The organism is Methanosarcina sp. DH2, from assembly GCF_020804225.1.
Lineage (GTDB): Archaea > Halobacteriota > Methanosarcinia > Methanosarcinales > Methanosarcinaceae > Methanosarcina.
The window spans coordinates 176,201-202,993 of the sequence record NZ_WJBI01000004.1 but is presented as its reverse complement, the minus strand read 5'-3'; the positions used below and the strand labels follow the sequence as shown (position 1 = coordinate 202,993).

Here is a 26,793-nt window from a genome sequence, read left to right as displayed (position 1 = left end):
TTCTGATGTGCAGCAACTTTTTTTCGGGTTATGAGAAATCACTGCTTTTTGATTTAATTAATGAGCCTGATATGGGTCTGATCAGGAGAAAGGATATCGCCTCTCTGCTTCATTTTCTTAATATATTCCTCTGCATGCCCTCTGTCTATCCCGTGTTCGTTCTCAGCCTCTGCGTAAACTTCTTCAAGAGGGGCTTTGCCACCGGGATGTCTCTCACAGACCTTTTTTATTATATCTTTAAGGAGTTTTATTTTATTTCTCTGGCTCATGCTTGTGCCAGAAGCAAGTATGTCTGCATCGAGAGCTCCCGTTTCCGGATCAACACCCACGTTTTTAAGGCAATTCATGGTGATTCTTATAGTCCGTTTTGCATCTTCCAGAGTGACTATGTTGCTCAGACGTATTCTTGCACTGGCTTCGGAGAGGCGAACAAGCGCCTCAAGTTGCCTTGCCGTCACGGGTACGGGTGTATTCTTGCCTTCTCCACTCTTCCTGAGGTCAGTATAGAAATTAATAAGGTGCTTCCGTGCGTCTTCTTCCATTACAGGGTACACGTTTTTTCTTGCGTATGCAACGTACTTCCGCATAATTTCTGCTTCGATCACAGGCTCGATTACTTCCATTTCTGCATCAACAAAATCTTCTGTAATATGAGACCCTGGAAGCTTCTGCCGCTGTTCGAAAAGTTCTCCCGCGTAATGCGATTGAAGGATATGGTTTGCAATCCTGCTGTCAAGGGCGTGGTTTGGGGTATCGAGCAAAACGAAGATAAGGTCAAAACGGGAAAGAAGGGCTGGAGGCATGCTTATCTGCTCTGCAAGTCCTTCATACCTATCAAAGCGGCCGTATTTCGGGTTTGCAGCTCCAAGAAGGGCACAGCGAGATTTCAAGGTTGCAATAATCCCTGCCTTAGCTATACTTATGGTCTGCTGTTCCATTGCCTCATGCAGAGCACTCTTGTCCTCTGTCTTCATCTTGTCCATTTCGTCAACTGCAGCAATCCCCATATCAGCCATGACAAGGGCTCCACCTTCTATTGTCCATCTGCCGTCATTCATATCATCTTTTACGGCAGCAGCAGTCAAACCGCTTGCAGATGCACTTCTCCCTGATGTAAAAACGCCCCTTGGCGAGAGTTTAACCACATAGCGCAGCAGCTGGCTTTTTGCAATTCCGGGATCTCCTACGAGCATGATATGGATATCGCCCCTTATTCTGGAACCGTCAGGAAGGTTTTTCACAACGCCTGAAAAAAGCTGGAGGGCAAGGGCTTCCTTTATGTCTTCATATCCATAAATTGAGGGCGCAATAGAGCTAATAATTTTGTCGTAGATTACGGGGTCACGGGAAAGTTCAAGGATTTCTTCTTCGTCTTCAGCAGTTATGTCCAGTTCGTCATAATCCTTATCCAGGCGTTCGATGGAATTTGCTTCCAGTACCAGGTCGTAGAAGGTGGATTTTCCATCTTTGAGGGTGCGCTGTCTTGATTTCAGAACCCCGTTAATGATAACGCGGTCTCCGGGTGTGACATTTCCTGTGAGGTCATCTTCAGCGTCCACTTCCAGGCTCTGTGGCTGTGAACCTCCTCTGAGGTTTTCTGGAGATTCCTGGATCTGGACTTTCTGGGCATCAATAAATGTAGAATCTTCAATTGCAATCTTGAAAGGCCCTTTCTTTCCGCAGGTTTCATTTTCGCAGCCTGAAAAGGGCTCTTCAAACTTAAAGCTATTTTGTTCAACAATCGTAAGGTGCCCGCATCTCATGCACTGGAAGGCGGCTTTAGTAATCCTTGGCCTTACTTCTGTGGCCTTCCTTATCATGCCTTCGATTGCAATGAAGCGTGAGAGGTGTTTACTTCTCAGTTCCCTGATAGAAATCCGGTTCGGGATTTTTATTATCCTTACATGAGCCTGCTCAAGATTCTTTTCTACAGGAAGGTCAATTTCTTTCAGGGCAGCTTCAGCTGCACACACAAGTTCTCCGGGATGCTCAAGAAACTCTTTAGAAAGCTCCCTGTCAAACTTCTCGATATCTGTAAAATCCACTCCAAGGCTTCGCTGGTCTGGATACTCGTTTGCAAGCTGAAGGATTTCATTCCAGTAGTAGTCTTTAAAGAATCTTTTTAATTTCTCGTCCCACTTGCTTTCTATATCTGTCATGGCATTCTCAAAAATACTTGGCTTTTATCTAAAATTTCTATTTTTGATCAGGTTATCTCTTCTTAAAAATGATCCTAAAAAAAGTTAAAAAACGTACAATAGATTCTGATGTAAGACAGGTTTATTATCATATGAACTTTTCTATGCTTTCCGAATTTTCCGTTTTATGCAGGTCTTCGGCTTCTGCCGCAAGCCCCATTTTTCTCTCGGTTTTCTTTATTATACCTCTCAGAGTCTGGACTTCTCTCGGGGTTAGCCCGGCTCTTCCGAATATTCTCCTGAGCATGAGTGAGGTTTTATCTTTTTTGTGGGCCGGGTAATCTATTTCCTCAAGCAGTTCATCCAGATGCCCGTAAAGAAGCCTCAGGTCAAAGCCTTCGGCAAGCGGATTGTTCCCCCCTTCGAGTTCTGAAAGCTCGTAAAGAACGATTGCAACCGCATGAGAAAGGTTCATTATCGGATAAATCTCTGAAGTCGGAACCGTGATAAGCATATCAAAGCCTTTCAGTTCGTCATTTCTGAAGCCACTGTCTTCACGCCCGAAAAGGACTGCAATGGTGCCGCTATATTCTTTAATTTTTTCTTTGAATTCCCTGGCAGTATAAAGGGGAAGGCGGATATGCTCTCCTGTCTTCAGGCTTGAGGTCCCTGTGGTCCCTACGAGCAGATCTGCGCCTTTTACGGCTTCTTCAAGTGTTGAGGTAACTCTTGCACCTTCCAGCACATCCCTTGCGTGAGAAGACATTGCTCTTGCCTGCCCCTCGAGCTCACAGGGATTTACCAGAACAAGATCAGAATACCCAAAGTTTTTCATCGCTCTTGCAACAGATCCAACGTTTCCCTGGTACATGGGTTCAACAAGCACTACCCGAATCTCAAGTGACAAATTTCTCAATCCTTACTGCGTTTTTTTAAAATCAGTTATCGAGGGTAATTGCATCTGCCATACAGACAGTCACACACATTCTGCACCCCAGACAGTAAGAGGGGTCCTTCAGGACACAGACCTTTTTACCGTTTTTTTCTTCTATGGAATAAACCCTCGGGCCTTTAGGGCAGGCAGCCTTACATGCCCCGCATCCTGTACATTTCTCTTCATCAATATAAATTTTCATATTGACTGTTTTCCATCTGTTTTAATCTGTTTTTATTCTTAGTTTTTATTCTTGTTTTCACTTTCTGTAACTTTTTTGTCCTTTTTACTGTAGTCTTTTATCCTTTAAGGTATGCAGAGGTCTTATTTATTCCTCTTATATATTAGATTAAGCTTTACAAAATTAAATATAGAATGGCCAAACTGAGGGATCAAGTACAAACGGGATATTTAGCAGGGCTCAGGGACTTTATGGAAAGAATAAAAAGCAGCAGTAAACTACAAACGGATCTTCTGGTCCGTTCTCTCCCATTATTTTAAAACCTTAATTGATTTATTCTCTGACTCGCATTTTTTTACTTGTATCTTTTTACTTACATTTTTTACTTTATTCTTTTACTTTATTCTTTTACTTGATTTCCATCCTTAATAGTGAGTTCATGTAAAAACTGTATCAGTTCATGTAATTGATCCAGAATTTATCATGAGCCAATCCAGACTTTTAATTCACGATCTGAAACTATCCTTTGTGTACACATACAAATTTATATTGTTTCAAGCAATATACTCTCTGATCTGGTACTCTCTTTTACGAGACCAGTAGTTTAATTCCTCTAATCCGGAGGGTGCCGGGTTGTCGAGGTTCTGTAGTTTTGTAAGGGGTCTAATTTCCTGGGGCTAAAACAGGTTTCCAGATCTGTTTACTTACGGATAAAAAATTTCTGAAACCTCAACCTGTTCATCAACTCAGTTTCGCTTTGATGTCTGAACGTTGGGCTTAAACGAACTGATTGCTTAGGTTAATTAATTGCTTAGGCTAACTGGTTACTCAGGCTAACTAATTAGATCCTGAACCAAACCTGAAGTTATTAAATTAGGAGAGTGTAAAATATGGTAAGCAAGGAATATGTTAGGGGAGACCTTCCTGAGAAAGCTGCAATCCTGCAAAGAGATGGGGAAACTTATGCAATTGCTCCGCACATTCCCGGAGGGATCGTATACCCGGAAACCCTGAGAAAGATAGCAGACATTGCAGAGAAATACGGAGCTGCAGCTCTGAAAATTACCTCAGCCCAGAGAATTGCGGTTGTAGGGCTCAAGGAGGAAGACCTGGATGCAGCATGGGCTGAACTGGGTATGAAACCCGGAGCCGCCATCGGGCTCTGTGTCAGGAGCGTCAAAATCTGCCCTGGAACTACATTCTGCAAGAGAGGCAAACAGGATGCTGTCGGACTTGGCCTGAAGCTTGATGAAAAATACCACGGTATGCAGCTTCCTTCTAAATTCAAAATGGCTGTTTCCGGCTGTCAGAATTCCTGCTCCGAACCAAGCATAAAAGATATAGGAATCATGGGTACGGCAAAAGGCTTTACTCTGAGTGTCGGAGGGAGTGCGGGGCCCCGGCCAAGGCTCGGGAATGTGGTGGCAAAAGACCTTTCCGAAGAACAGGTAATGGATCTTGTTGACAGGATTATCAACTTCTATAAGGGCTATGGAAAGTCAAGAAGGATCGGAGAAGTACTGGACGAGATAGGGCTTGAAAAATTCAAAGAAGGAGTAGGACTGTAAATAGATCTTTTGAAATATGGGCCTATTCGATTGGACGCAGCCTATTTAGTTGAACCACGTTAGGTGAGATAGTTTCAAATGAGCTCAAATGAGCTAAACTTAAATAAACTGGTTTCAAATGAGCTAAATTCTAGTAAATTGGTTTCAAAAGCAATTTCAGAAGGAGAGCTGGATAGTTTGATCTCAGAGAAAAACCGTACTTTCAAGTATCTTGCAGGAGTTTAATCCGGATCACCTTTTTCCAGCTTTTTCCTATCCTGTTTTTTCTAGCCTGTTATTTTTACTTTTGTGAGCGTATCCCGCTCTTTTTCTGTAATTTTTTTAATCTCTCTGCAGTCGGATGTTTTCATTTTCTGTCAGGAATAATTTCAATAAAGTAATTTATAATTTTTATATTATAATTTTACCACTATTTTTCGAGTTTTCTTTTTCTTTTCCTTTTAGATGGCTTTAATGCTACCCTGTTTTCGCGGCTCTTGTGAGCTTTTCGATGTATTGTGTGTTAAAGATAATGTTTAAATATAATAGATACAAAGACTAACAGACTATTCAAACCTTATACAGACAGTCGCTACGGTTCCTGCTCTGTTTTTACTGTTATTGATATTCTGTAACATCAATGATATTTCTAAAAGCAGTATCAGTTCTCAGTTTTTGACCCATATATAGGAGGAATAAACTATTAGCAGTGAGATGGCATACTTCTCTGGGCTCTCGGACGCACTTCGACTTACGTTTGTCCAGATAATGATACTCAGCACAATCGCCATTGTGATTTTCTTATACGGAATGATCCTTAACTTCCAGAAATGGGGAGCAGGAGTGACAGGTTACGCCCTTGAGCCTCAGGAAGGAAAGAAAGGAAGTGCAATCAGATTCTTAAAAACCTGGTGGGAACAGGTCAAAGAAGAGTCTCATCACGGACACGGAAAACCTATCCTTGAGGTTCTGATCCTTGATATTCTCTTCCAGAGAAGAATCCTCAAAAGAAGCCCTCTTCGCTGGTTCATGCACTTTACGATTTTTGCAGGCTGGATGACTCTGTTTGCCCTGTCAGGGCTCATGTTTGCAGTCGAGATGATTGAAAAGTTCGGAATCGAGCTCCCGTTCACCCCCGCAGAGTTTAGAGAATTCCTCTCTCTCCCGAACTATATCTTCGGCTATGTCCTGCTTATCGGAGTTATCATTGCAGTAGTCAGGAGACTCGTTGTCTCGGATGTAAGGCAAGCTACCATCATGTATGACTGGGTCCTTCTCGGAGGAGTCTTCATAGTCACGATTTCCGGCTTTATTGCTGATGGTATCAGGACCCAGTTTATCTGGGGCTTCGGGCTTGACCCCGCAACCGCACCCCCTGCAGCTCTCTTCCACTCCGTGATTTCTCTGCTATTCTGTATCGCATATATCCCATACAGCAAGTATATCCATGTAATCGCCACCCCCCTTGCAATCCTTGCAAATAAGGGAGGAGAATAAAAATGTCAAAAAAAACTCCATCAATTGACACCAAGAACCTTACAGCAGTCCAGCTCATGGAGCTCGACTCCTGCACCCGCTGCGGTGAATGTGTAAAATGGTGTCCAACTTATGCAGCTTCCGGTCAGAAGCCCGGGTTAGCACCCAGGGATAAAATCCTGCGCTGGAGGCAGTTCATGAACAAATCCTACGGGATCAAAGCAAAACTCTTCGGCCCGACTGAAATCCCCCAGTCTGAGCTTGAAGAATTCAAAGACGATGTGCACGGCTGTACCACCTGTGGTATCTGTGCAACCGTATGTGAATCAGGCATCAACACAGTGGAACTCTGGGAATCCCTGAGGACAAACCTTGTTAAGAAAGGAATCGGTCCTTACGGAAAGCAGAATATGTTCCCCAAGCTCATAGGACAGTACCACAACCCTTACCTGCTTGACCAGAAAGACAGGCTTGCGTGGGTGCCCCCTGATGTGAAGATTGCAGACAAAGCAAATATTGTCTACTTTACAGGCTGTACCGCAGGATACAAGCAGCTTGCCCTCGCCCTTGCAACCTCCCGTGTGCTTAACAAGCTGGGCATCGAATTTGCCATGCTCGGAGAAGAGGAATGGTGCTGCGGTTCTGCCCTTATCAGAACAGGTCAGGTCCATGTCAATGATGTGCCCCGTGAAACCGCAAGACACAATGTTGAAGCCATTAAGGCGAAGGGTGCCACAAAGGTTCTCTTTGCATGTGCAGGCTGTTTCCGTGCAGCAAAGGTCGACTGGCCGAGGCTTATCGGCGAAGAGCTTCCTTTTGAGGTTGTCCACATCACAGAGTTCCTCGAAGACCTGATCAAGAAAGACAAAATCAAATGGGAGAAATCTCTGGACAAAACCGTTACCTATCACGACCCCTGTCACCTGGGCCGCCACGTGGGTGTCTTTGATGCTCCGAGGTATGTGCTTTCCCATATTCCGGGCGTCAAGTTCGTTGAGATGGACAGAATAAAAGAATTCCAGCGCTGCTGTGGAGCTGGCGGTGGTGTAAAGGCAGGTATTCCGGACCTTGCAGTCGGTGTTGCAGAGTCCAGAGTCAAGGATGCCCTTGAAACCAATGCAGATATCCTCTCCAGTGCATGCCCCTTCTGTAAGAGGAATCTTATGGATGGTCGTGACTCTCTCAAAGCTGACCTCGAAGTCGAGGATGTCATTGTCCTGGTTGCACAGGCCCTTGGTCTCAGTGTAGAAGAACCCAAAAAAGCAGAACCCAAAAAAGCTTGAAGGCTGGTTTTTTCCCAGCTTTCTTTATTTCTATTTTTTTGATCCCGTGTCTTACTGCTTATAGTAAAACTTAAATACCGACACTTCCCTCCCCTTGAATATGTATATTCCTTACGAATTTCTAGGAAGAGTATTCATATACCTGATGCTTCTTGCTCTTGCAGGCACCGGGCTTGCCCTGCTTATAGGGGCGTATTCGTTTAAAAAGCACAGGATCATTTTTCCGGGGTTCGTATTATTTACGCTGTATCTCTTTTATTCTCCTGCAAAATGGATCTGCAGAGTTTTCCGGATAAGGGATACCCTTGTTGACGATATCCTTATTGATGTCAGGAACGCTGTTATGTACGATGATTTCATTAAGAACAAAGGCAGGAAAATTCTACTTCTTCCGCAGTGTTTGCGTCACCCCAGCTGTAAAGCAAGGTGCGATCCTGTCTATGGTTATGAGTGCAGGCGGTGCGGTCTCTGTGATATATCAAAGCTCTGTGACGCTGCTGATAGGTGTGGTTTTCGGGTTTTCGTCGTCCCAGGGGGCAGTTTTGTTAAAAAAATATTCAAAGAGTACAGGCCCGAATCCTGTCTCGGGGTTGCCTGTTATAATGAGCTATCCGAGAACATGCAGGCTGTTTCTTTTGTCCCTGTTCAGGGTGTTCTTCTTCTCAAGGACGGCTGCTTCAATACTGAAGCAAATGTTGAAGAAATAATTCAAAAAATGGAGATGTGCCATGTATAACATTATCGGGCAGGCTCTTTTTATCTCCGTCCTGATATCCTTTACCCTGTCAGGCATGGCTCTGCTGGTCAGCCGCAGGAGCCTTACACGCAGTGTTTTTCTGGCAGGCTTTTATGCAGATGTACTTGACTTCTTTTATTTGCCTTTAAGACAAATTTTCCTTAAATTTTCAGACACGCGTGTCTTGGACAAATGGATGTCATCTCTGAAAAATAGAGCCCATGCTTCTGCCTTTGCAAAAACGAAAAAGAGGGTCATTCTCGCTCCTCACTGCATGCGCAGCCTTGACTGTCCTGCCCACTCTACACAGACAGGAATCCAGTGCAAGTTATGTGGAAAGTGTGTTTTTACTCAGTTAAAGAAAGACGCTGAAAAATACGGGTATAAGGTTTTCATCGTGACAGGTTCTTCATTTGTAAAAAATATCCTTAAAATGGAAGCAGCAGACGGTGTTCTTCTTATCGCCTGTGACTATGAGATCAACAAGGTCATGCGTGCTCTTAAAGGCAAAAAAGTAATCACCTACGGAATTACTATGGAAAACGATGGTTGTTTCGGGACAAAAGTGGATTACCAGAAGGTGCTTGGAGTTTTTGAAGATCTTAAAAGTTAATTTACAAGAGTGCAAAAAGTGTCGTATTTCTTCCGATTTTCTCTTTTTTGCACGTTTCCTATTTCTCTCTTTTTTCATAACTCAATCGCAATCTTGAATTATATCAACACTTTAAATTAGGTCTTGGTTGAATAGATTGAAACTCATATAATTTCAGGATACTTTAGAGGATGTTACTTTCATGTATGATATAATCATCGTAGGTGGTGGCCCTTCCGGAGCCTCGGCCGGGAGAAGGGCGGGAAAACTTGGTCTTAATATACTGCTACTTGAAAAGGAAGAATTCCCCAGGTACAAACCCTGTGGAGGAGGGCTCTCGAAACATGCGATTTCTTACCTTGATTTCGAGCTCCCTGAGGATGTTATTGAGTGGGAAATTACAGGGGCAAGGGTCTTTTACAAAGACCAGTTAATCGAGGCACATAAAGATTACCGGTTGTCTGTTCTTGTCTCTCGGGATATGTTTGATAATTTCCTTCTTGAAAAGGCAAAGGAAACCGGAATTGAAGTCCATACAGGGGAAAAGGCGCTTTGTTGCAGGGAAATGCCCGAATATGTCGAAGTCGAGTCTAACAGGGGCACATATAGGGCAAAATTTGCAATCGTTTCCGAGGGGGCACAGGGACTCGTCAAAACGTGTGTAAGGCCTGCGGATACTAAAGAGGAGTATGGGATCTGTATGGTCGCCGAAGTCCCTGCAGAGGAAAAAGAAATTGAAGAAAGACTAGGAAGGGCAATTGAACTGCATTTCGATGTTGTCGGAGGAGGGTACGGCTGGATCTTTCCCCACAAAACCTATTATTCTGTCGGAATTGGCGGAGTTGTAAAAGACCTTTCCCATCCAAAGGAAGCAATGCTTGAGTTCCTGAGGGTAAACGGCTTCAGAGGCGATTACAAACTGCACGGTCACAAGATCCCCTGGGGAGGAATTAAGCGAAAAGTTTCCGGTTCGAGAGTCCTCCTGAGTGGGGATGCTGCAGGTTTCGTTGATTCTTTCTCTGGGGAAGGACTGGCTTATGCTATCAGTTCCGGGCAATTTGCTGCTGAAGTAATTGCCGAAATTTGCCTGCATAATGGTAAAACAAAAGACCTGAATAGGTATGAGTCTCTCTGTCAGGCGGAGTTTGGAACACATCTTAAGTATTCCCTTATATTTTCCAGAATAATGCATCGCTTCCCTGAGAAGACATTTAAAATCTTCACATCAAGTGATAAAATGATTGATAAATACCTTGAAGTTGTGGATTTCAGCATTAATTATAAGGATTATCTTCGTTGGTCCCTTCTAAATGTTAAACTCAGGTAATTCCTGAATTTTAAATTCAAGTAATAATATGGAGTTTTTCAAAGGTATTCCTGGTTTATCAAAGATCCTCTCCCAACTCTCTTTTTCCTCTATCTTTTTATTGTTCCAGAATCAATCTACTTTATGGGGTAAACAATTCATTTGAGGCTGTCTGTTCACGGCATGCCTCATCCATTAGCAGGGGTCTTGAGTATGTATGATCTGATTATAGTGGGTGGAGGGCCTTCGGGAGCCTCTGCCGGAAGGGTAGCTGGAAAAGCAGGAATCTCAACCCTCCTGCTTGAAAAAGAAAATTTCCCGAGGTATAAGCCCTGTGGAGGGGCTTTATCCCCGTATGCTCTATCGTGCCTGGACTTCGAGCTCCCTGAGTCTTTAATAGAAAGGGATATTTCCAAAGTAAGGATCCATTTCAGAGACAGCTGTATTGAAAAGCAGGTTAATTACAGGTTAGCTTTGCTGGTCTCCAGAAATGTTTTTGACAATTTCCTGCTTGATAAAGCCAGGGAGACAGGAATTGAAGTTCATTTCGGGGAAAAGGTTCTGGATTGTAAGGAAAGAGGAGAATGCGTTGAGGTTAATACTTCACAGAATACTTACCTGGCAAAGTTTGTCCTTATTGCGGAAGGCTCAGAAGGCATGCTTAAATATGCTGTCAGTCCTCAGAGAACCCGGAGAACAGAATATGATCTTGCCCTTGTTTCGGAAATCCCTGAAAATGACGAGGTGATAATGAATAGGTTTCCCGATGTTATAGATATTCATTTCGGGACTGCACCCGGGGGGTACGGCTGGATTTTCCCTCATGCAGGGTATTATTCAGTGGGAGTAGTGGGAACAGCCGAACATCTAAAACACCCGAGGAAGGTAATGCAGGATTTTTTGCGGGCAAACGGCTTTTCAGGGGAATTTCAGTTCCACGCCCACATTATTCCTCAGGGGGGAATAAAGCGAAGAACTGTAAGTTCAAGGGTCCTTCTTAGTGGAGACGCCGCAGGTTTCGTGGACGCCTTCATAGGGGAAGGTATCGCGTATGCGATCCGGTCAGGACAGCTTGCAGCGGAGAAGGTGGCTGACCTTGTGCTTTATGATCGGAAATTGAGCGATCTTAAAGAGTATGAATCCAGGTGCAGGCAGGATTTCGGAAACTTCCTTGTCAGTTCCCTTAAACTGGAAAAAGTTATGTACCGTTTCCCTGAGATCTCTTTCAAGCTTGCTCTCAGCAGAAATGAAATATTGGATAAATATCTGGATGAAGTTGTGATAAACAGAAGCCACAAAGACTATGTCAGGTGGTTACTTCTTAATTTCAGTCTGGCTGAACCTGCACTTAAAATAAAGTCCATGACAGGGAAGAATCAGTAGTGTAAAAAGAATAATTAGAGCCAGAAGTATAAATAGAATTATTAGATGCGAGTGAGGCGTGTAAGCTCCCTTCTGTTCCTGCAAAGATTTCCGCCACTTATCAGTGTAAGAAATGGTCCTGAGACTCTTGCAGCGACGGCATTCGGCTAAGCGTTACCAAAACCAATCGGGACGATTCCGGACTGCTCGTTCTTCCCGATTTCCAACTTGCACCCACGAGGATTCGCCGTTTCATCCACTTTCCCTGCGACCTCAGCTTACGGCATCATCGCATTTGCAGGGTATGGTTCTCGTTTCTGTGCCAGGGCCCGGGCTCTCGCCCGACATCCTTTACAGATGTTCGTGTGTCCGGAGCGGTGGGGAGACTTTCCTCAGACCAGAAGGTCCGGCAGCCGTCCATCCTCTCTCGCATGTTATTGATTGACTGGCTCTATATATTTTTTGATCGTATATATATTTATGGGCTGATATTTCTGCAAAAGGAAACTAGCTAAAGAGGTTTCTTATCCGAATTCATCTTCAGCAAATTTATCTTCAGCAAATTTATCTTCAGCAATCTTCTGAGAGATTTAAGTTCTTTCACGGCTCTAAATAAACAGGGGGATTCCTTCCGTGTACTCTATATAACTTTTGTGTGTTGAGGATATGCCCAAATATTAATATATATGTATTGTAATCGTGAAAATAAGATGGATTTTCCATTTTCATAAATTATCTGGAAAAAGATCCCCTTAGATTTAACGAGATTCGTTAGTTTAATATGTGACTATAACTATCATTTTTGTGTTCAGTTTTCAGGCTTATTTTTTAGAGGTAAAACATGAGTGATTATCTATTTGATTTGCATATTGGATATGTCCGTTTCAGAAATCCTATCGCGCTGGCGCCAATGGCAGGAATTGTCGACAGTGCTTTTGCCAACCAGTATGCAGGTGATGCCGGGCTCGTAGTGCTTGGAGCCTTCAATCTGGATGAAGGGTCGATTGCAGTTGCATCAGACCTTGTAGCCAGGGGTAGAAAAGAGTTCATTTCCAATGAACCTATGGAGCTTATAAAAAAGGAAATCCGGGCTGTAACCTCCGGTAGTGCTGTTGCGGTAAACGTGAGAAGCACTACTCTTGAGCCTTTAATTGAAGCTGCAAAAGTTGTAAAGGAAGAAGGGGCGATCCTTGAACTAAATGCTCACTGTAAGCAGCCTGAAATGCTCGAGGCAGGGATAGGAGAAGCCCTTCTGCGTGACCTTCCAAAGCTTTCTGCCTGGATAAAGGCAATAAAGGAAACAGGGGTCGTACTTTCTGTAAAGGTACGGGCAAATGTGGTGAATGATGTCGAACTTGCCAGGCTTATTGATAAGGCTGGGGCTGACATCATCCATATAGATGCCATGCTCGAAGGTTTCGGAGCGGATCTCGATTCCATTACAAGTTACAGGGATGCTACAAGGCTCTTCCTCATAGGCAACAACTCGGTTACTGACTTTGCCGCTGCAAAGGACATGTTTTCCCGGGGAGCTGATATGGTTTCTGTTGCAAGAGGGGCCATGGAAAACCCTGAACTGATAAAGGAACTTGTAGAAAGTGTAAGTTCTTATCAGCAGTCGATAGGCTGGTACAATGCCCCCAAGCACGTTTGCAGTGAAGGGGACTTCAGGGCTCTGGCTTTTTGCTGTCTCCCGGTAAAGCCCTGCCCTGTGCATGAGAAATCCCGAAAGCTGGGATACACCGCAGAAGAGTTCGCCCGGACAAAAATGGAATTTGCCAGGGGCACGATGCTCGAGTTCGGAGAGGATACATGTTTCGGCAGCCTTGTCTGGTGCTGCAAGATTACAAAGCCCTGCTGGATCAGGGATGGTGTTCTGAACACGCTCGACCTTTCTGACGCGGAGTACATGAAGCTTAAGGAGCAGCTGGCAAAATATATCCTTGACCACGCCAGGATTCCAGTAAATGAATCCCACTAATACTGCCTTCTCCTGTCACATCCCTGAATGGGTGGATGAGTCTCCGGCCCCGAGTCTGATTGCACGCTATGCACAGCTTGCTATGCTGCTTGAGGTCTCAGCTTCTCCAAAGCCAGGGAACGTTGATAGGGAACATAATTACCCTGATACCTGTTTTGAGCATTTTGTCGCTTCTTCGGTTGCTGTCTATCCTGTCCTTGAGCTTGCTGCAAGGAGCAAAGGAAGGATAGGAGCCCTTCTCAGAAGTGCAGTTTACGAAAGCTCTGCCTGGCAGCAGGGAGGAAATACTCATTTTGGCGCCTTCTTACTCCTGATTCCTCTGGCAATGGCTGCAGGCGAAATTTCAAGAGAACAACCTCACTGCGGAAAAACAGGTTTCCGGCTTGAGATCGGGCAATTTGAGCACCTTGCTGCCTGTGCACACACTTTCGTCCGCGCAACGGACTGTGAAGATGCTGTTGAGTTCTACAGGGCTTTCGGGCATGCAGGAGTCAGGGTAAACAGTGTGAACGAATTTGACCTCGAAGATCCTGAAGCAACTGCCGATCTAAGGAAACAGAATATCACCCTTTACGCTCTTATGGAGATTGCCAAAGGGTATGACCTCATAGCAAATGAGTGGACCTCAGGTTTCGGGCGCTGCCTTGAGGGGGCAAAAAACATTCTTGATTTCATGCAAGCACGAAACTGCAGAGCAGAAGCTTTGACCGGAGTTTCTGTTTCCAGCTGTTCAGGCACGGGAATAAACGATGCTATAGTGTATACATTCCTGAAACTGCTTTCAAAGCACAGAGATACTTTTATCCAGACCAAGTTTGATACCGAAACTGCAGATTACGTATCTTACAGAGCAGGTGAGATTCTTTCAGGCTGGGAAACTTCAGGGAAAACAGCCAATGGCTTTGCATCCATTCTTCCTGCAGTACAGGAGTTTGACTCCGAGCTTCTGGAAAAAAGGATTAATCCCGGCTCTACTGCAGATATTATTATTGCAGGGCTTTTTATTGCCCTTCTCGGAGGCTTGAGATTTTGACCGAGTTCTCTTCTGATTGCAGGGAGTTTGAAAAACCGTGTCATACTATCGACCTTCCTCAGTTCGGGATCCGGGAGGGAATCTCTGAAGTAGTAGTAAGCACCGGATTTGAGCACCCCAATGCCGCTCCTATAGGTATCATCACAAAGGGCGGGAGGCCTTTCGTTCGCCTTTTCAAAGGCAGCCACACGTGGGCAAATGTCCTTAAAGAGGGTTATCTCACTTCAAATGTGGTTTACGACCCCCTTCTTTTTGTGCGTTCCACCTTTTTCGACCTTGAACCTTCCGAGTTTGGATATGTGTTTGCAGGCGGGCTTAAGTTCCCGGTACTTAAAGAAGCCGTCTCCTGGGTTGTTTTCGAATGCATTAATGTTAAAAATACGGACCAGGCTCTTATTGCCGAACTTGTTCCTGTGGAAGCGGGCTTCAATGAACTTAATAGAAAAGACCTTCCCGTACCCAACAGGGGATTTAATGCCGTGCTTGAGGCTACCGTCCATGCGACCCGCTACCAGCTTTCGAGGGATGGAAAATACCTCGAATGGATCCGACATTATGAAACCCTTGTTTCCAAATGCGGAGGCGATGCTGAAAAGAAAGCTATGAAACTGCTTTATGAAGTGCTCGGGATTTGAATTCTCTTTTGCATCCAGAATGTCTTTTTTAGAAAATTATATTATCTCCCTCAGGCATGACTTCTTTCCATGAGTTTTCAGAGAATTGCATGGGGTATTACAGGAGCAGGGCATTTCCTGAACCGCAGTTACCAGGTCTTTAAAGAACTCAAACTCAGAGACCCCGGACTTTCCGTAAATACGTACGTCTCAAGGGCAGCTGAAGAAGTGCTCAGGATGTACGGGCTTGAGCAGAAGCTTGTGAAAATCTCGGGAGGAGACTACCTTGAGGAGATTTTCCGGGAAAGCGAGCAGGGTTCAAGTTCCCCTAAAGTCGGGCGCTTTCTCCTTGATAGATATGATGCCCTCTTCATCACACCAGCAACCTCAAACACTGTTTCGAAGATTGCCTATGGTATTGCCGATTCCCTTGTAACCAATGCCGTTGCCCAGGCAGTAAAGGGAAGAGTCCCGGTATATATCGTGCCCGTGGACATTGAAGGCTCTATTGTATCGGAAATGCCCTACAACATTGACAGAAAACAGTGCAGGCACTGCGAAGAATGTCCTCCGAGAGAAAACTGCCCCCACGAAGCAATCAATGAGAAAAATGGTGTCACAGACCAGATAGAACTCCTGAAATGCAAAGGCTGCGGGATCTGCAAGGAGCTGTGTCCTTATAATGCCATCAAGGGCGGGCCTGTAGATGTACTGGTCAGGGATGTGGATATGCGCAATGTTGAGATTGTAAAAGGGCTGCAGGGAATCACTGTACTTGAAAGCCCTGAAGCTATTCTGGAGTTTTTTTAAATTTCAGTTTTTCAGCTAATTTTCTTTTCCTTTTCTCTGCCGAGAACTACCTCGCATTGCAGAGCCGCAACTCTGCAGAAAAGGACATCTTATTTTGCACTTGCAGTGCAACTGCCAGAAAAGCCTCCGATTTCCTGTAATCCTAAAGATAAACCCGGGCAACGAAAATCAAGGCTCTTTAGAGTTATTAATCAATGAGCTTCAGTTGCCCATTTTCAAGCACTCCGCAGCTGTCGGACATAAAACGGATCACAGATTCGTCATGGGAAATGAGTAGGTAACCCGTATTCCGCTCTGCCTGAGCCTTTCTAAGCATATGGAGGATATGGGCCTGCACTGAGACGTCAAGGGCAGAAGTCGGCTCGTCAAGGATGATGTATTCCGGGCTGAGCAAGAGGATCCGGCCCAGAGCAAGGCGCTGTAACTGGCCACCTGAGAGCTGGGAAGGGTAGCGGGAAAGCACTTCTTTCGGAAGGCCTGCGGTAATAATCATCTCTTCTGTTTTCAAGGTATGTTTCACTTTAGGGACCTTGAGAAGTGTCAGTACCTCAGAAACCGAATGACCTATCTTTTTCCTCGGGTTAAAAGCATCCATGGGGTCCTGAAACATAATCTGGACTCTGCGGCGGAAGGCTGCATGTTCTGTTTTTTTCATCCCGGAAAGCGGGAGGCAGTTATAATATATGGAGCCTGCAGTGGGCTTCTCAAGCCCGGCAATAACTCTTCCGAGTGTGCTTTTCCCTTCCCCGGATAGTCCCATAAGCCCGAAGGTCTTGCCTGGCCTTATTTCCAGTGAGATCTCTCTGAAAACGTACTTTCCAGGACTCAGCAAGCCAGCTCCGTAAATTTTAGATAGGCTGTCTGCTCTCAGGGATATAAAAAACACCTCACAGATCTTTCGTCAATCTCTTTAAGCTCCGGGTGTCTCTCAGTGCAGCTTTTTTTCCTGAGTGAACATCTTGGGTGAAATTTGCAGCCTGAAGGGGGGTCGCTGAGTGGAGGGGAAAAACCGGGTATGGGAACAAAGCCATTTTCGGGCAGGCTGTTCAGGAGTCCCTTTGAGTAAGGATGTAAGGGTCTCTCAAAAAAGATTGAAGATTCAGCAAGTTCAACAACCTCTCCGGCGTACATTACGGCGACCCGGTCTGCAAGCCTCTGCACGAAGCCAAGGTCATGGCTTATAAGAAGCATGGCAGTCTTCTTTTCCCCTTTCAATTTCTTAAGCTCGATTTCCAGCTCAGTGATGCATTTTCTGTCAAGCCCTTTGCCGGGCTCATCTGCTATAAGGAGGATCGGGTCAAGCATAGTTGAAGCCGCGATCAAAAAGCGCTGGTTCATCCCTCCTGAGCACCATGAGGGGTAATAGCTAATCCACTCAGCGACGTTTACAAAACCCATATTTTTCAGGACGGTTGCGGCTTTGGAAATCGCTTCTTTTTTCTTTTCCTTCCGGTGCACACGCAGAGGTTCTGCAAGCTGGTGCCCTATGGAATACACAGGGTTAAGGGCAAGGGACGGGTTCTGGAAAACGATCCCAATTTCTTTTCCCCTTATCTTTGCAATCTCTTTTTCACTTAGTTCTAGCAGGGATTTTCCCACTAATTCCACAATACCTTTCACTCTGGACTCAGGGGGCAGAAGGCGTACAATTGCGTGTGCGACCACGGATTTTCCACAGCCTGTTTCTCCCACGAGAGCCAGAGTTTCGCTTTCTCCAATCGAAAATGAAATGCCTGAAAGAGCGGTTATGGTTTTTATTCCCTTAAAAGAGACTTCGAGATCCCTTACTTCAAGCAATGTTTTCGTGAAGTGGGCTTTCATACCGTACTCGCACCCCCGCCTGTGTATTTCTCCCCTTTTGTCTCAAGCCCGAACCCTACCATTGCGATAGACATCACGCAGAGGGTAATGCAGATCCCGGGAGGCATGTACCACCACCACATATCCCTGATAAAACCTCCTCGGAAAAAGGCAAAAGAAAGCATACTTCCCCAGCTCCTCATACTTATATCGCTGAGTCCCAGGAAAGAAAGTGAGGCTTCCGAGATCATTGCTGAAGCTGTTGCCAGCATGAATTTAGGTAACAGGACATGCACGATATTGGGGAAAATGTCCGAGACCATAATATGCCAGGCGGAAAAGCCCATACATCTGGCGCTTTTAACGTAGCCTGCTTCTCTGAGCTGCAGAGTCTTTGAACGGGTGACTCTGGCGGTAGATTCCCAGGACAGGAGGCCAAGCACAGGGATCAAGATCCAGATACTAGGTTTCAGGAATGCTCCCAGGACTATGATAAGGGGAATTTTCGGAATAATAAGGACAACATCGGTAAATCCCATCAGAAGCTCATCAGTGGCTCCCCTGAAATAACCCGCACAGAGCCCGAGAATAGTCCCTAATATGGTTGAGAGAAGGGCCGCTGCAAAGCCTAAGGTCATTGAAATTCTTGCCCCGTACACAAGTTCGGAGAGGATATCGTTTCCTATATCGTTTGTCCCGAGAAGATGTCCTTCCGAAGGAGCTCCATAAGGCATGAAACGCTCTTTTGGGGCATAGGGGGCAAAGAGAGCAGGGAACAGCGCCATGCACAGGAAAACGGCAAAGAGGAGAATGCCTCCCCAATTGAATTTTCCCGGAAAATCTTTCTGTCTCCGGAAACTCCGGAACGATATTTTTCCAGGAAAACTGAAGCTGGGAGTTTCCAGCTGTTTTTCAGGATGCCCTTCAGTACAGGTTTCTGTTATGCAGGTCTCTTCAATACGGGCAGCTTCCAGACTCATGCCGGCCTCCTGACTCTGGGATCGATTAAAACATAGAGCAGGTCAGCAAGCATATTCGCAAACAGGGCCGTAAGGGCAATTACCAGAAAAGCCCCCTGGAGAAGTGGATAATCCTTTCCCATTATTGCTCCGTAAATAAGGGTGCCCATGCCGTTTAAGGAGAATATTATTTCTATAAATAGTGCCCCGCTGAAAAGAAACCCAAAGTCCAGGGCAAGCAGAGTTATGGCCGGAAGTGAGGCATTTTTTATGATGTGCCTGAAGAGTATGCCGGTATCGTGCAGGCCCTTTGCCCTTGCATACAGCACGTAAAGCTGTTCCTTTTCCTGGATTACGCTTCCGCGCATAACCAGAAAATTTCTGGATGCTGAAAAGATAGACATTACACAGACAGGCAAAAAGAGGTGATGCAGCATATTCCCTATTTCCGGGAAATCATAAAATCCCTTTGAGGGAAAGAGCCCTAACTTGAAAGAAAAGAGATAGAGGAAAAGGAGGGCAAGGAAATAAGGTGGTGTGCAGGAAAGTACAACAAAAGCAAAACCTGCAAAACGGCTCATTCTTCTTTCCGGCTTCCATCCGGCAAGGGCCCCTAGCAGGCTCCCTAACAGGGCTCCAACAATCACTGATACTCCTACAAAAAGCAGGGTCCAGCTCATCCTGTCCAGCAGGATTTCTGCAACAGGAGCATGGAGGTGATAAGAATACCCCAGGTCAAGGTGCAAAAGGTCCGAAAGGAAGGACACAAACTGCTCATAAAGGGGCATGTCAAGCCCGAGTTCTGCCCTAAGCTCTTTCATCACGTTTTCAGACACATAAACGTCTTCTCCTATAAGGTTTTTTACAGGGTCTCCAGGCATGAACCTTGGGAGGGTGAAATTGATGACGGTTATAAGTACCAGTGAGGCAAGATATCTGGTTGCTTTTCTTGTTATCTCTGACATTGCTCTTATTTTTCCGGTTTCTATTTTTTACTATTTCTCTTTTCAATTTTCCTTTTTTACTGTTTCTTTTCCGATTTTTTTCCTGTCTTCTATGCCTCTATTTTCCTAACATTTACAAAGTTGTCCTGATTATAGATCCCGTACAGAGGGTCAGTGTACCATCCTTCGAAGTGCATATTATACGGGGTAACCACGCTGCTCCAGTAGAGGGGAATTGCAGGCAGGTTCTGTGCATAGTAGTCCTGAAGCTCGTATGCGTAATCCTGAATTTCTTGAGGGTCCGTGGTTGCGAGAATATCATCGCAGAGACTCAGGAACTCGGGGTCATTCAGGTTATGCAGAACCCCCTGGCCTGTCCGTCTGGAATCAAAATAGCCGCTCCCCCAGCTTGCGTGCATGAGCATGCCCCAGGGGGTAGAGCGGGTTACGGTAAGATCGTATTTGTAATTGTCCTTGAGAGCAACCCAGGTGTCCGCATCTGCAGTTCTCAGGTCTGCGGCAAGGCCCACCCCTTCCAGATATTCTTCAATAAGTTCACCTGTGCGGGCATACTCTGGCCGAATAAGGATTTCAAGCTTAACGTCTTTTCCGTCTTTTCCTTCCAGAATTCCATTTCTATTGTTGTCCGAATATCCTGCTTTTTCCAGAATTTCTCTGGCTTTTTCGGGGTTGTACTCAAGCTTTTCGGTTTCCTTGAAAGCTTCCATGGAAGGCGGCACAAAGCCGCGATTCGGAACTTCCCCGTACCCAAGAGTCTCAAGCATTGCGATCTCTTCATAATTTATGGTATAGGCAAGGGCTTCTCTGAATTCCGGGTCTGAAAAAGGAGCTATCTTCAGGTTCGGGGCGAGGAAGACAAGCCCGATATCTGTTTTTTCCAGAAAATTAAAATCTCCGGTTTTCTCGAGCTGCTCAATGCCGGAATAAGGGTATGACCCGGCATATTTGTAATAAGTATCAACATCTCCGTTTTTAAGGGCAAGGGTGGCAACATCCGCACTTGAGTAAAAATGGACCTCTACAGTTTCAGATTCCGGAGCTTTACCTTTCCAATAAGGGTTTTTCTCAAAAACAAGCTTTCCGGCGTTAAAGTCTATCAGCTTTAGATAGTAAGAACCGCAGCCAACATAAGGACCGTTATTTGTGTACTCCACCGGGTTTTCAATTGTTTCCCAGATATGGGCAGGGAGGATATTGTAGGTCGCAAATTCCAGGTCAATACGGGTGTAAGGCTTGTTAAATTTGAAGGTCACGGAATTGTTTGTGTCCGAAACAGCCGAACTTTCCAGGGTATCATTTATCCATCTGGCGGAGGGTGTTTCTTTCCCGTAATAGCGGATTGAAAACTCGACATCTTCCGGAGTCACAGGTTCTCCATCGCTCCAGTAGAGGTCGTCTCTAAGGTAAAAGGTCCAGCAGGTGTTATTTTCCGAGACCTCATAGCTTTTGACAAGCTGACCTTCAAGGTGCCCATCGGAGTCCATTTTCATGAGGGGTGGGTTTGAAAGATGAGCAAAAACTCCCAGATTTGAGTCTCCGAGAAATGATGCAGATTTTACTATGCTTGGAGTTGCAATTTTCAGGATTGATACTTCAGAAGCTGCTGACTGCTGCATACCCGTGACTGCTGCTTCGAAAATTGCTTCAGAGCCCTGCAGTTTTTCTTCTTCTCCCAGCAGGCCTTTTATATACGTTATAATCCTGTCAAATATCCCGCCGTTTGAGGGCGTAAGATTTTCTCCAGAATCCTCAGGTTCTGCTGCTCCTGCTGGATATATGTTTGAGCAAAAAAGAATCATCAGTACTACAAAAATCAGCCATTGTTTCAACCCTTTGTTTAATCCTGATTCCGTGAAATCTTTCCCCTGTTTCATCCTGCTGCCTCGTCTTGTCCCAAGTTTTTTCTTCTTGATTTAATGAATAACGCCAAAGGTTCCGGTTATTTTGAAAAAATCATTGTTCTCCCGCTTATTGTTATCCTGTTTTCCTCTAAACCACAAAGGCTGCGGTCGGTACTATGCGTGAATTATGAGTAAGAAAGATAGTGACAACCTTAACGTACTTTTCTCTTTAGCTTTGTTTGCATTTTTTAACAACATTAATGATCCAGATAATTAAAAATCATACTAAATCGTTGTTTTTTATGTTAAATAAACTAAACAATTCGCGATATAAACCTTTTGATTTTTTTATATTTTTTTAAAAAACAGATTCATATGCGGACGGTTTTTCAGGTGCCGGATCTCAATCGAACCGGAAAAAGAAAAAACTGGAAGAGAAAAAAATGTGCTTTAATTTCGATTTTCGATCTCAATCTTTTTTTCGATTTCTTTTGCAAAACTCTTTTCCGAATGAATATAGAATGAAGCCGGAAGCCCTGTGTTTGAGATCATATACAACAGGTTCATAGCTGTCCGGTTAAGTTTTGGAGAATAGTTTAAAAGAGCGCTCCTCGAGATTTTTACCATTGCATCCAGGGACTTTATTCCTGTAAGGTAACTTTTTATATCCCGGTTCTTCTGGCTTTTTTCGAATATCAGATCTATCCAGGTATTCATCTCTTCGATCAGGAGCTTTCTTGTAAGGTCTTCGGGAACGATGTAATTTCTTCCCTTTTCTATATTCCTGAAATATTCCCTGAAGCTGTCTCCTTTCGCAAGGGTATATACCTGCCCCAGTTTTCCGGAATGAGTGTCCGTTGTCGCAACAATGCTTTTACCAAACCTCTCTGCAAGAGCTATCGTAAGTTCGTTTTTCTGCTTGAGCTCATGCATATTATATTCAAGTACAGGAAAGAGCTTTGCCAATTTCGGCACTGCAGAAGGGTCTGGTTGCCGGTGGAACTCAAACCAGAAAGGGTGATTATAAACAAAAGGAAGTTTGTGCCGCTTGAGGTATCCGATAAAACTTTTGAGGTTGTGTTCTATTATTGCTATTTCTCTGAGTTCTGAAAATTCCTCCCGGTCAAGCTCGAAAACATTGACATGCAAAGTATGTCCTGCAAGTTCCGGGTCATATATAGTCATCTCAACTCCAGGGACAAGCTTTTCACGGTCCCATCCGAGAATTTCATATGCCTCCATTGTATCGTGGTCAGTAAATGTCACAAAATCCATGCCCATCTCAAGAGACTTTTTGTAGAGACTCTCGGGATTCAAATCATTTGCCGGAAGCACATCAAAAGAACAGGTTGTATGCACGTGCAGGTCTGCCCGTTTCCAGCCTTCTTCCATAAGCTCAGCTGCCCGTTCCGGTGCTATCAGCTTTTCCTCGTAATTCCTGTGCCTTCCCCCCATAGGCGTAGAATCCTGAGATTTTAATTTTTCCCTGATTATTTTAATTCAGTTTTATATTTCTCCTATTATAGTATAATCCTTTTTTTAAATTAAGGTTTCCCGAAAAACCAAAAAACAGTTCTTTAAACTCTTCAAATTAATTAGCAATGATGAATACAAAATAATAGAAGGAAGAATGGATGGGAAAGAGAATTTATTTCTACTTAGATTATAATACCGGGAAATTCAATATTAATAAATGGCTCTTTTTGGGGAAGAGCATGATAATTAAATCCATCAATCATTAACTGAATAAGTAAACTGGACTTACAATTCATTTTCTATCAGGGACTGTAGAATACAGATCTAGAACTCGAGGACTGCTTTTTCGAATGAGGTTAATTGCCTGCTGAGGAAAGGGCAAAGCATTTTGATTTTATATACCATTTATGCGGCAATATTTGACAATTTAAGGGGGAATTCATTGTCTGAATTAGATGAACAGGATATACTGTCTAGATTAACTAAGTTAGAACAGAAAATGAACAATCTGGATAATAACGCAAATGCTCTGATAGATGAATTAGAGAGTCTGCAAACTGTGGCTAGAGAGTTAAAGATGGAGGACTTTGTCGAGAAATTCGATGAATATATCGAAGAGATAGAGGTTATAAAGGAAGATTTAAGCTGTAAGTTATCTGATGAGATAGAAAACGAACAGATGAAAGAACTGGTAGAGTCAAGGATGAAAATTGTCCCGGTGGACATCGAGAACCTGAAAAACGAATATAGTTATGTCCGCGGTAAATTAGCAGAGATAAGAGATGAAATAAATAAAAGTAAACCGACTAACGTGGGTTAAATACTAAACTGAGTAGCGAGGGTTAATGCCGTAATAAGGGGCAATTGGAGGTGAAGACCGATGCATAAACAACTGGCGTATAACCAACCGGTGAATAAACTTCCGGCTAAAAGACTAAAGCCCTCTATTTGCCTGCCTCCTGCCTGCCCTAATTATCTGACCCGTCATTCATGTACTATCTGATCTATTAATGTATCACTCGGTCTATTAATACTCGGCATGGTCTGCGCTTTATATGCTTTACACTGCTTTAATTGCTATTTTTTCAACCGCGGGTCTGTTTGCTGCCAAAAATGTTGCTTTTAACTGTCCTGCCGTGTCTCTGAGTTCTATTTTTGCATCTGAGTAGTAACCGATCTCAATGTCTTCCGTGAATTCTCTGGTGGTCGAGAGGCTGGCAGCACCCATAACACCGGTAATTGGAAGAGACCAGAAATGGTGGTCTTTGTAAGTTGGGTTATAATTGACAGCGGTACTACCTGTCAGATGTGCCATGTAAACAATCCTGACCTTCATCACACCTCTGCTTGCTGTCAGTACGGCTTCAACTGACTCGCCCGGGCCTAATTCGACACTGACTCCTGAACTTGAACCGACTGTAATGCTTTTGCTCTCAGATCCATCCTGCCCCCAGGAATGGCTGTAGGACATTGATGTTTCTCCACCTGCTCCGGTTCCCAGGAAGCTGACACTGTATGTAATCTTCCTCCCTACTTCAATAGTGTCAGTCTGAGACCAGTTACTTTCTGTGGTATTGTTGACTTGGTCTGAAATGCTGGCATCAAAAGTGGCTGTTTTTGTGCTGCTATTGACGAATTTCTTGGTTGCCACTATCACGGGTTCTGAAGTAATCCCGGTTACTTTTGAACTCTTAACATCCAGTATTGTCTGAACCTCACTCCAGCCGTATGTTTTATAAAGGTCATCCCAGGGAGTGGGGCTGTGAAGATAGGCATCATTCGGTTTCTTTCCGAAATATTTTTCAACTGCATTCTTGAGGCCCGAGTCTTCAATGCCGAATGTCTTTCTCTCTTTGTCTGTGATGATGTGCTGTTCACTTCCCGAAGCGCTGACACTGGAAGTTGATGCGTCTGCACCTGCTTTTATGCTGATTTCAATTCCCATACTTTACTGTATGAAAATTATGAAATATAAATTTTTTGAGAAAGTGATAAAATAGGTTTCTTCGTATTTCACTCAAATTGGAAGCAATGATGCAGATACATACAATGGCACACAAGCCAGCCTACAGGTTGAGGAAGGTAAGCCCCTAAATAACGATTTGCTTGTATCACAGGGATTAAGGGAACGAAACGAAAATCTGAGAAAACAGATAGACTTAATGAGTGACCAGCTGCGCATCAAGGACGAACAGATAGAAAAATAAAACGAGAGCATGCATAAGCAGGCGGTCCATATTCAAACATTGATCTAGGAAAATAGTAGGTTAAATATTAAGCTGCTTCCGGAGAATGTGAAAATAAAAAATCCATGGTGAAAGATCTGGTAATATAGGGGAGATTTCATTTATTCAGGTAGAATTCTCTTTGTCGGTGCATTTTAATTGTTCTTCTACTTCTGTGGATGGCTGATTTGTTTTACTTTTATGAATTGATATGTTATCATATTTAAGCGCCAAGACCAACGTAAATAATAATGTAGGGATTGATAATATGTATGCGATGGTGTTTGTTTTAAATAGTGTTGCTGGAATAAGCATCGCAATACCGGCAATTCCTGCTGCTAGCCAGTAGCATGAATGTGTAACTAGTTTTTCTAGATCGTCTCTTGGTCCTTCTATATATATTGAGATCCCATCAATTGCTGCCATCATAAGAAAAAACGTTGTTGTTGATATGTTATTATTACCATGTCCCTGATCGTTTCATCATATTCGTTTAATTCGATTGTGATGGCTGCATTTACTAAGAGTCCTATTAATAATCCTGCGAAACCGATCACCGGTGTTGCTCGATTTTGGATTGCTTTTTTATCTTGCATTTTCATTCATGCCTTCAGGCTACTAAGTTTAACTGTATACGAGCCTTCATATTTTAATATTCTTTAATTCTTCGGCGTTGTAAATGATTTGACAATATGTAAAAAAGAATAACAGCAGAAATGCTGTTCACTTTAAAAGAGGTTCTGTAAGAAATTCTGTGACAGCAGCCCGAAAGTTCCAATTAATGGAATTCTCAGTTCTTTTGGTATGCGTGGCTTAATCAAATTTAAAAAAGAGGGATTCCAATTTCTTTTAATTGAAATATTGGAGAACTTATCGCAGAACAAACTTTTAACTTCTGTTGCGAGTTTTACACTTTGATTAATAAGCATCTTTGTGATGGGCTAATTTCACTAATGTCACGGTTTGCGCTTTTTCGTCAACAGAAAAACAGAGTATAAAGTTAGAATCAATGTGTACTCGCTTATATTTATTTAGAGGATAATTGAGATTTTTATAATGCTGAGGATTGATACAGATTTCATCAGCTTTCTTGAGAATTGCCTCAAACAGTACATGATTCTTCTTGTTTAACTTTCTCAGCTCTTTTGAAAGTTTTCCTCTGATCAGCAATTTGTACAGGCTTACTCATCCTCATCAGGCAAGCTTTTGATGTATGCTTTTAATTCATCTGCATTTTCGAATGGTCCAATTACTTCATCATTCTCAGAATCAAGCATTTCCTTTATGAACTCAGGACTGTATCGAGGCTCAAGTATTTCTTTTTCATATTGAGCTACAACTAAATCGAGAGCAGCACTCTTATCCTTTAGATTATATTTGGCTTTAACAATATTAAGAACTTGATTTGTTTTGTCTGATATTTTAACTCTAGCCTGTATCATATGCATCCCTCATGCACACTATATGCACATGTCGCATATAAAACTACCTTATCAATTAGATTATGTCAACTGTAACATATTCCATGCAGTAA

27 protein-coding genes and 1 other RNA gene are annotated in these 26,793 nt (G+C 43.7%); 13 read left to right on the top strand and 15 right to left on the bottom strand.

Annotation, left to right across the window (positions count from 1 at the left end; genetic code table 11):
* Positions 1 to 53: 53 nt before the first annotated feature.
* From FXV91_RS08130 to FXV91_RS08120, 3 genes are all read right to left on the bottom strand, one after another.
* Positions 54 to 2,159: a minichromosome maintenance protein MCM gene (locus FXV91_RS08130; RefSeq protein ID WP_229390081.1), complete on the bottom strand. Its 2,106-nt coding sequence runs from the start codon at positions 2,157 to 2,159 to the stop codon at positions 54 to 56.
* 127 nt (positions 2,160 to 2,286) lie between these two features.
* A complete protein-coding gene (locus FXV91_RS08125) occupies positions 2,287 to 3,045 on the bottom strand; it encodes an RNA methyltransferase (RefSeq protein WP_229390080.1) in 759 nt (252 codons plus the stop codon).
* A 31-nt stretch (positions 3,046 to 3,076) separates the two neighbouring features.
* On the bottom strand, positions 3,077 to 3,274 hold the full coding sequence (locus FXV91_RS08120) for a 4Fe-4S binding protein (protein ID WP_229390079.1): 198 nt from the start codon (positions 3,272 to 3,274) through the stop codon (positions 3,077 to 3,079).
* An 869-nt stretch (positions 3,275 to 4,143) separates the two neighbouring features.
* On the opposite strand from FXV91_RS08120, the gene FXV91_RS08115 reads away from it, so the two are divergent.
* The 8 genes from FXV91_RS08115 (at position 4,144) to FXV91_RS08080 (ending at position 11,576) form a co-directional block, all read left to right on the top strand.
* Positions 4,144 to 4,821 (top strand): NAD(P)/FAD-dependent oxidoreductase, encoded by a 678-nt coding sequence (locus tag FXV91_RS08115; protein WP_229390078.1) that lies wholly within the window; start codon positions 4,144 to 4,146, stop codon positions 4,819 to 4,821.
* A gap of 78 nt (positions 4,822 to 4,899) precedes the next feature.
* Positions 4,900 to 5,046 (top strand): hypothetical protein, encoded by a 147-nt coding sequence (locus FXV91_RS08110; protein WP_229390077.1) that lies wholly within the window; start codon positions 4,900 to 4,902, stop codon positions 5,044 to 5,046.
* A 468-nt stretch (positions 5,047 to 5,514) separates the two neighbouring features.
* On the top strand, positions 5,515 to 6,297 hold the full coding sequence (gene hdrE, locus FXV91_RS08105; RefSeq protein WP_229390076.1) for a dihydromethanophenazine:CoB--CoM heterodisulfide reductase subunit HdrE: 783 nt from the start codon (positions 5,515 to 5,517) through the stop codon (positions 6,295 to 6,297).
* Positions 6,298 to 6,299: 2 nt separating this feature from the next.
* Positions 6,300 to 7,559, top strand: a complete 1,260-nt coding sequence (gene hdrD / locus FXV91_RS08100) for a dihydromethanophenazine:CoB--CoM heterodisulfide reductase subunit HdrD (protein ID WP_229390075.1) — start codon at positions 6,300 to 6,302, stop codon at positions 7,557 to 7,559.
* Positions 7,560 to 7,659: 100 nt separating this feature from the next.
* Positions 7,660 to 8,295, top strand: coding sequence for a DUF116 domain-containing protein (locus FXV91_RS08095; protein ID WP_229390074.1), 636 nt, complete (start codon positions 7,660 to 7,662; stop codon positions 8,293 to 8,295).
* The gene (locus FXV91_RS08090) at positions 8,288 to 8,908 is read left to right on the top strand and encodes a DUF116 domain-containing protein (protein WP_229390073.1); all 621 of its coding nucleotides are present in this window, start codon (positions 8,288 to 8,290) and stop codon (positions 8,906 to 8,908) included. The genes FXV91_RS08095 and FXV91_RS08090 overlap by 8 nt, the downstream gene beginning before the upstream one ends.
* Before the next feature lie 181 nt (positions 8,909 to 9,089).
* Entirely contained in the window at positions 9,090 to 10,214 is a 1,125-nt protein-coding gene (locus FXV91_RS08085) for a geranylgeranyl reductase family protein (protein WP_229390072.1), read from the top strand.
* A 192-nt stretch (positions 10,215 to 10,406) separates the two neighbouring features.
* Entirely contained in the window at positions 10,407 to 11,576 is a 1,170-nt protein-coding gene (locus tag FXV91_RS08080) for a geranylgeranyl reductase family protein (RefSeq protein ID WP_229390071.1), read from the top strand.
* A 49-nt stretch (positions 11,577 to 11,625) separates the two neighbouring features.
* Here the strand turns inward: FXV91_RS08080 and rnpB are convergent.
* Positions 11,626 to 11,984, bottom strand: an RNA gene (rnpB, locus tag FXV91_RS08075) — RNase P RNA component.
* Between the two features lie 412 nt (positions 11,985 to 12,396).
* Here rnpB and FXV91_RS08070 point away from each other — a divergent pair.
* The 4 genes from FXV91_RS08070 to FXV91_RS08055 all read left to right on the top strand — a co-directional run bounded on the left by FXV91_RS08070 (position 12,397) and on the right by FXV91_RS08055 (position 15,993).
* Entirely contained in the window at positions 12,397 to 13,536 is a 1,140-nt protein-coding gene (locus FXV91_RS08070) for a methanogenesis marker 9 domain-containing protein (protein ID WP_229390070.1), read from the top strand.
* A complete protein-coding gene (locus FXV91_RS08065) occupies positions 13,523 to 14,569 on the top strand; it encodes a triphosphoribosyl-dephospho-CoA synthase (protein ID WP_229390069.1) in 1,047 nt (348 codons plus the stop codon). Before FXV91_RS08070 ends, FXV91_RS08065 begins: the two co-directional genes overlap by 14 nt.
* A complete protein-coding gene (locus FXV91_RS08060) occupies positions 14,566 to 15,204 on the top strand; it encodes a DUF447 domain-containing protein (RefSeq protein ID WP_229390068.1) in 639 nt (212 codons plus the stop codon). Before FXV91_RS08065 ends, FXV91_RS08060 begins: the two co-directional genes overlap by 4 nt.
* Before the next feature lie 69 nt (positions 15,205 to 15,273).
* Entirely contained in the window at positions 15,274 to 15,993 is a 720-nt protein-coding gene (locus FXV91_RS08055) for a dihydromethanopterin reductase (acceptor) (RefSeq protein ID WP_229390067.1), read from the top strand.
* A gap of 187 nt (positions 15,994 to 16,180) precedes the next feature.
* Here FXV91_RS08055 and FXV91_RS08050 read toward each other — a convergent pair whose 3' ends face one another.
* From FXV91_RS08050 to FXV91_RS08025, 6 genes are all read right to left on the bottom strand, one after another.
* On the bottom strand, positions 16,181 to 16,825 hold the full coding sequence (locus FXV91_RS08050; protein ID WP_229390066.1) for a dipeptide/oligopeptide/nickel ABC transporter ATP-binding protein: 645 nt from the start codon (positions 16,823 to 16,825) through the stop codon (positions 16,181 to 16,183).
* Between the two features lie 35 nt (positions 16,826 to 16,860).
* Positions 16,861 to 17,814 carry an ABC transporter ATP-binding protein gene (locus FXV91_RS08045; RefSeq protein ID WP_229390065.1) on the bottom strand — a complete coding sequence of 318 codons (954 nt, stop codon included), beginning with the start codon at positions 17,812 to 17,814 and terminating at the stop codon, positions 16,861 to 16,863.
* Positions 17,811 to 18,773: an ABC transporter permease gene (locus FXV91_RS08040; protein ID WP_229390064.1), complete on the bottom strand. Its 963-nt coding sequence runs from the start codon at positions 18,771 to 18,773 to the stop codon at positions 17,811 to 17,813. Before FXV91_RS08040 ends, FXV91_RS08045 begins: the two co-directional genes overlap by 4 nt.
* Positions 18,770 to 19,717 (bottom strand): ABC transporter permease, encoded by a 948-nt coding sequence (locus FXV91_RS08035; RefSeq protein WP_229390063.1) that lies wholly within the window; start codon positions 19,715 to 19,717, stop codon positions 18,770 to 18,772. Before FXV91_RS08035 ends, FXV91_RS08040 begins: the two co-directional genes overlap by 4 nt.
* 89 nt (positions 19,718 to 19,806) lie before the next feature.
* On the bottom strand, positions 19,807 to 21,591 hold the full coding sequence (locus FXV91_RS08030; RefSeq protein WP_229390062.1) for an ABC transporter substrate-binding protein: 1,785 nt from the start codon (positions 21,589 to 21,591) through the stop codon (positions 19,807 to 19,809).
* 417 nt (positions 21,592 to 22,008) lie between these two features.
* On the bottom strand, positions 22,009 to 23,013 hold the full coding sequence (locus FXV91_RS08025) for a PHP domain-containing protein (protein ID WP_255679993.1): 1,005 nt from the start codon (positions 23,011 to 23,013) through the stop codon (positions 22,009 to 22,011).
* Between the two features lie 463 nt (positions 23,014 to 23,476).
* Between FXV91_RS08025 and FXV91_RS08020 the strand changes: the two genes are divergently transcribed.
* Positions 23,477 to 23,854, top strand: coding sequence for a hypothetical protein (locus FXV91_RS08020; protein ID WP_229390061.1), 378 nt, complete (start codon positions 23,477 to 23,479; stop codon positions 23,852 to 23,854).
* A 240-nt stretch (positions 23,855 to 24,094) separates the two neighbouring features.
* Here the strand turns inward: FXV91_RS08020 and FXV91_RS08015 are convergent, their stop codons facing one another.
* The 5 genes from FXV91_RS08015 to FXV91_RS07995 all read right to left on the bottom strand — a co-directional run bounded on the left by FXV91_RS08015 (position 24,095) and on the right by FXV91_RS07995 (position 26,701).
* A complete protein-coding gene (locus FXV91_RS08015; RefSeq protein ID WP_229390060.1) occupies positions 24,095 to 24,979 on the bottom strand; it encodes a follicular epithelium yolk protein subunit in 885 nt (294 codons plus the stop codon).
* A gap of 406 nt (positions 24,980 to 25,385) precedes the next feature.
* Complete coding sequence (locus FXV91_RS08010) at positions 25,386 to 25,688, bottom strand: hypothetical protein (protein ID WP_229390059.1); 303 nt, start codon at positions 25,686 to 25,688, stop codon at positions 25,386 to 25,388.
* The gene (locus tag FXV91_RS08005) at positions 25,685 to 25,861 is read right to left on the bottom strand and encodes a hypothetical protein (protein WP_229390058.1); all 177 of its coding nucleotides are present in this window, start codon (positions 25,859 to 25,861) and stop codon (positions 25,685 to 25,687) included. Before FXV91_RS08005 ends, FXV91_RS08010 begins: the two co-directional genes overlap by 4 nt.
* 316 nt (positions 25,862 to 26,177) lie before the next feature.
* Positions 26,178 to 26,429 (bottom strand): type II toxin-antitoxin system RelE/ParE family toxin, encoded by a 252-nt coding sequence (locus FXV91_RS08000; protein ID WP_229390057.1) that lies wholly within the window; start codon positions 26,427 to 26,429, stop codon positions 26,178 to 26,180.
* An 11-nt stretch (positions 26,430 to 26,440) separates the two neighbouring features.
* Positions 26,441 to 26,701 (bottom strand): DUF2683 family protein, encoded by a 261-nt coding sequence (locus FXV91_RS07995; protein ID WP_229390056.1) that lies wholly within the window; start codon positions 26,699 to 26,701, stop codon positions 26,441 to 26,443.
* Positions 26,702 to 26,793 lie beyond the last annotated feature (92 nt).

What these genes read in the sequence shown, in the direction of transcription:
- FXV91_RS08130 (WP_229390081.1), bottom strand. Translation starts at nt 2,159, where the DNA reads ATGACAGATATAGAAAGCAAGTGGGACGAGAAATTAAAAAGATTCTTT.
- FXV91_RS08120 (WP_229390079.1), bottom strand. Translation starts at nt 3,274, where the DNA reads ATGAAAATTTATATTGATGAAGAGAAATGTACAGGATGCGGGGCATGT.
- FXV91_RS08115 (WP_229390078.1), top strand. Translation starts at nt 4,144, where the DNA reads ATGGTAAGCAAGGAATATGTTAGGGGAGACCTTCCTGAGAAAGCTGCA.
- FXV91_RS08110 (WP_229390077.1), top strand. Translation starts at nt 4,900, where the DNA reads ATGAGCTCAAATGAGCTAAACTTAAATAAACTGGTTTCAAATGAGCTA.
- hdrE (WP_229390076.1), top strand. Translation starts at nt 5,515, where the DNA reads ATGGCATACTTCTCTGGGCTCTCGGACGCACTTCGACTTACGTTTGTC.
- hdrD (WP_229390075.1), top strand. Translation starts at nt 6,300, where the DNA reads ATGTCAAAAAAAACTCCATCAATTGACACCAAGAACCTTACAGCAGTC.
- FXV91_RS08095 (WP_229390074.1), top strand. Translation starts at nt 7,660, where the DNA reads ATGTATATTCCTTACGAATTTCTAGGAAGAGTATTCATATACCTGATG.
- FXV91_RS08090 (WP_229390073.1), top strand. Translation starts at nt 8,288, where the DNA reads ATGTATAACATTATCGGGCAGGCTCTTTTTATCTCCGTCCTGATATCC.
- FXV91_RS08085 (WP_229390072.1), top strand. Translation starts at nt 9,090, where the DNA reads ATGTATGATATAATCATCGTAGGTGGTGGCCCTTCCGGAGCCTCGGCC.
- FXV91_RS08080 (WP_229390071.1), top strand. Translation starts at nt 10,407, where the DNA reads ATGTATGATCTGATTATAGTGGGTGGAGGGCCTTCGGGAGCCTCTGCC.
- FXV91_RS08070 (WP_229390070.1), top strand. Translation starts at nt 12,397, where the DNA reads ATGAGTGATTATCTATTTGATTTGCATATTGGATATGTCCGTTTCAGA.
- FXV91_RS08065 (WP_229390069.1), top strand. Translation starts at nt 13,523, where the DNA reads ATGAATCCCACTAATACTGCCTTCTCCTGTCACATCCCTGAATGGGTG.
- FXV91_RS08055 (WP_229390067.1), top strand. Translation starts at nt 15,274, where the DNA reads ATGAGTTTTCAGAGAATTGCATGGGGTATTACAGGAGCAGGGCATTTC.
- FXV91_RS08045 (WP_229390065.1), bottom strand. Translation starts at nt 17,814, where the DNA reads ATGAAAGCCCACTTCACGAAAACATTGCTTGAAGTAAGGGATCTCGAA.
- FXV91_RS08040 (WP_229390064.1), bottom strand. Translation starts at nt 18,773, where the DNA reads ATGAGTCTGGAAGCTGCCCGTATTGAAGAGACCTGCATAACAGAAACC.
- FXV91_RS08035 (WP_229390063.1), bottom strand. Translation starts at nt 19,717, where the DNA reads ATGTCAGAGATAACAAGAAAAGCAACCAGATATCTTGCCTCACTGGTA.
- FXV91_RS08030 (WP_229390062.1), bottom strand. Translation starts at nt 21,591, where the DNA reads ATGAAACAGGGGAAAGATTTCACGGAATCAGGATTAAACAAAGGGTTG.
- FXV91_RS08025 (WP_255679993.1), bottom strand. Translation starts at nt 23,013, where the DNA reads ATGGGGGGAAGGCACAGGAATTACGAGGAAAAGCTGATAGCACCGGAA.
- FXV91_RS08015 (WP_229390060.1), bottom strand. Translation starts at nt 24,979, where the DNA reads ATGGGAATTGAAATCAGCATAAAAGCAGGTGCAGACGCATCAACTTCC.
- FXV91_RS08010 (WP_229390059.1), bottom strand. Translation starts at nt 25,688, where the DNA reads ATGATGGCAGCAATTGATGGGATCTCAATATATATAGAAGGACCAAGA.
- FXV91_RS08005 (WP_229390058.1), bottom strand. Translation starts at nt 25,861, where the DNA reads ATGAAAATGCAAGATAAAAAAGCAATCCAAAATCGAGCAACACCGGTG.
- FXV91_RS07995 (WP_229390056.1), bottom strand. Translation starts at nt 26,701, where the DNA reads ATGATACAGGCTAGAGTTAAAATATCAGACAAAACAAATCAAGTTCTT.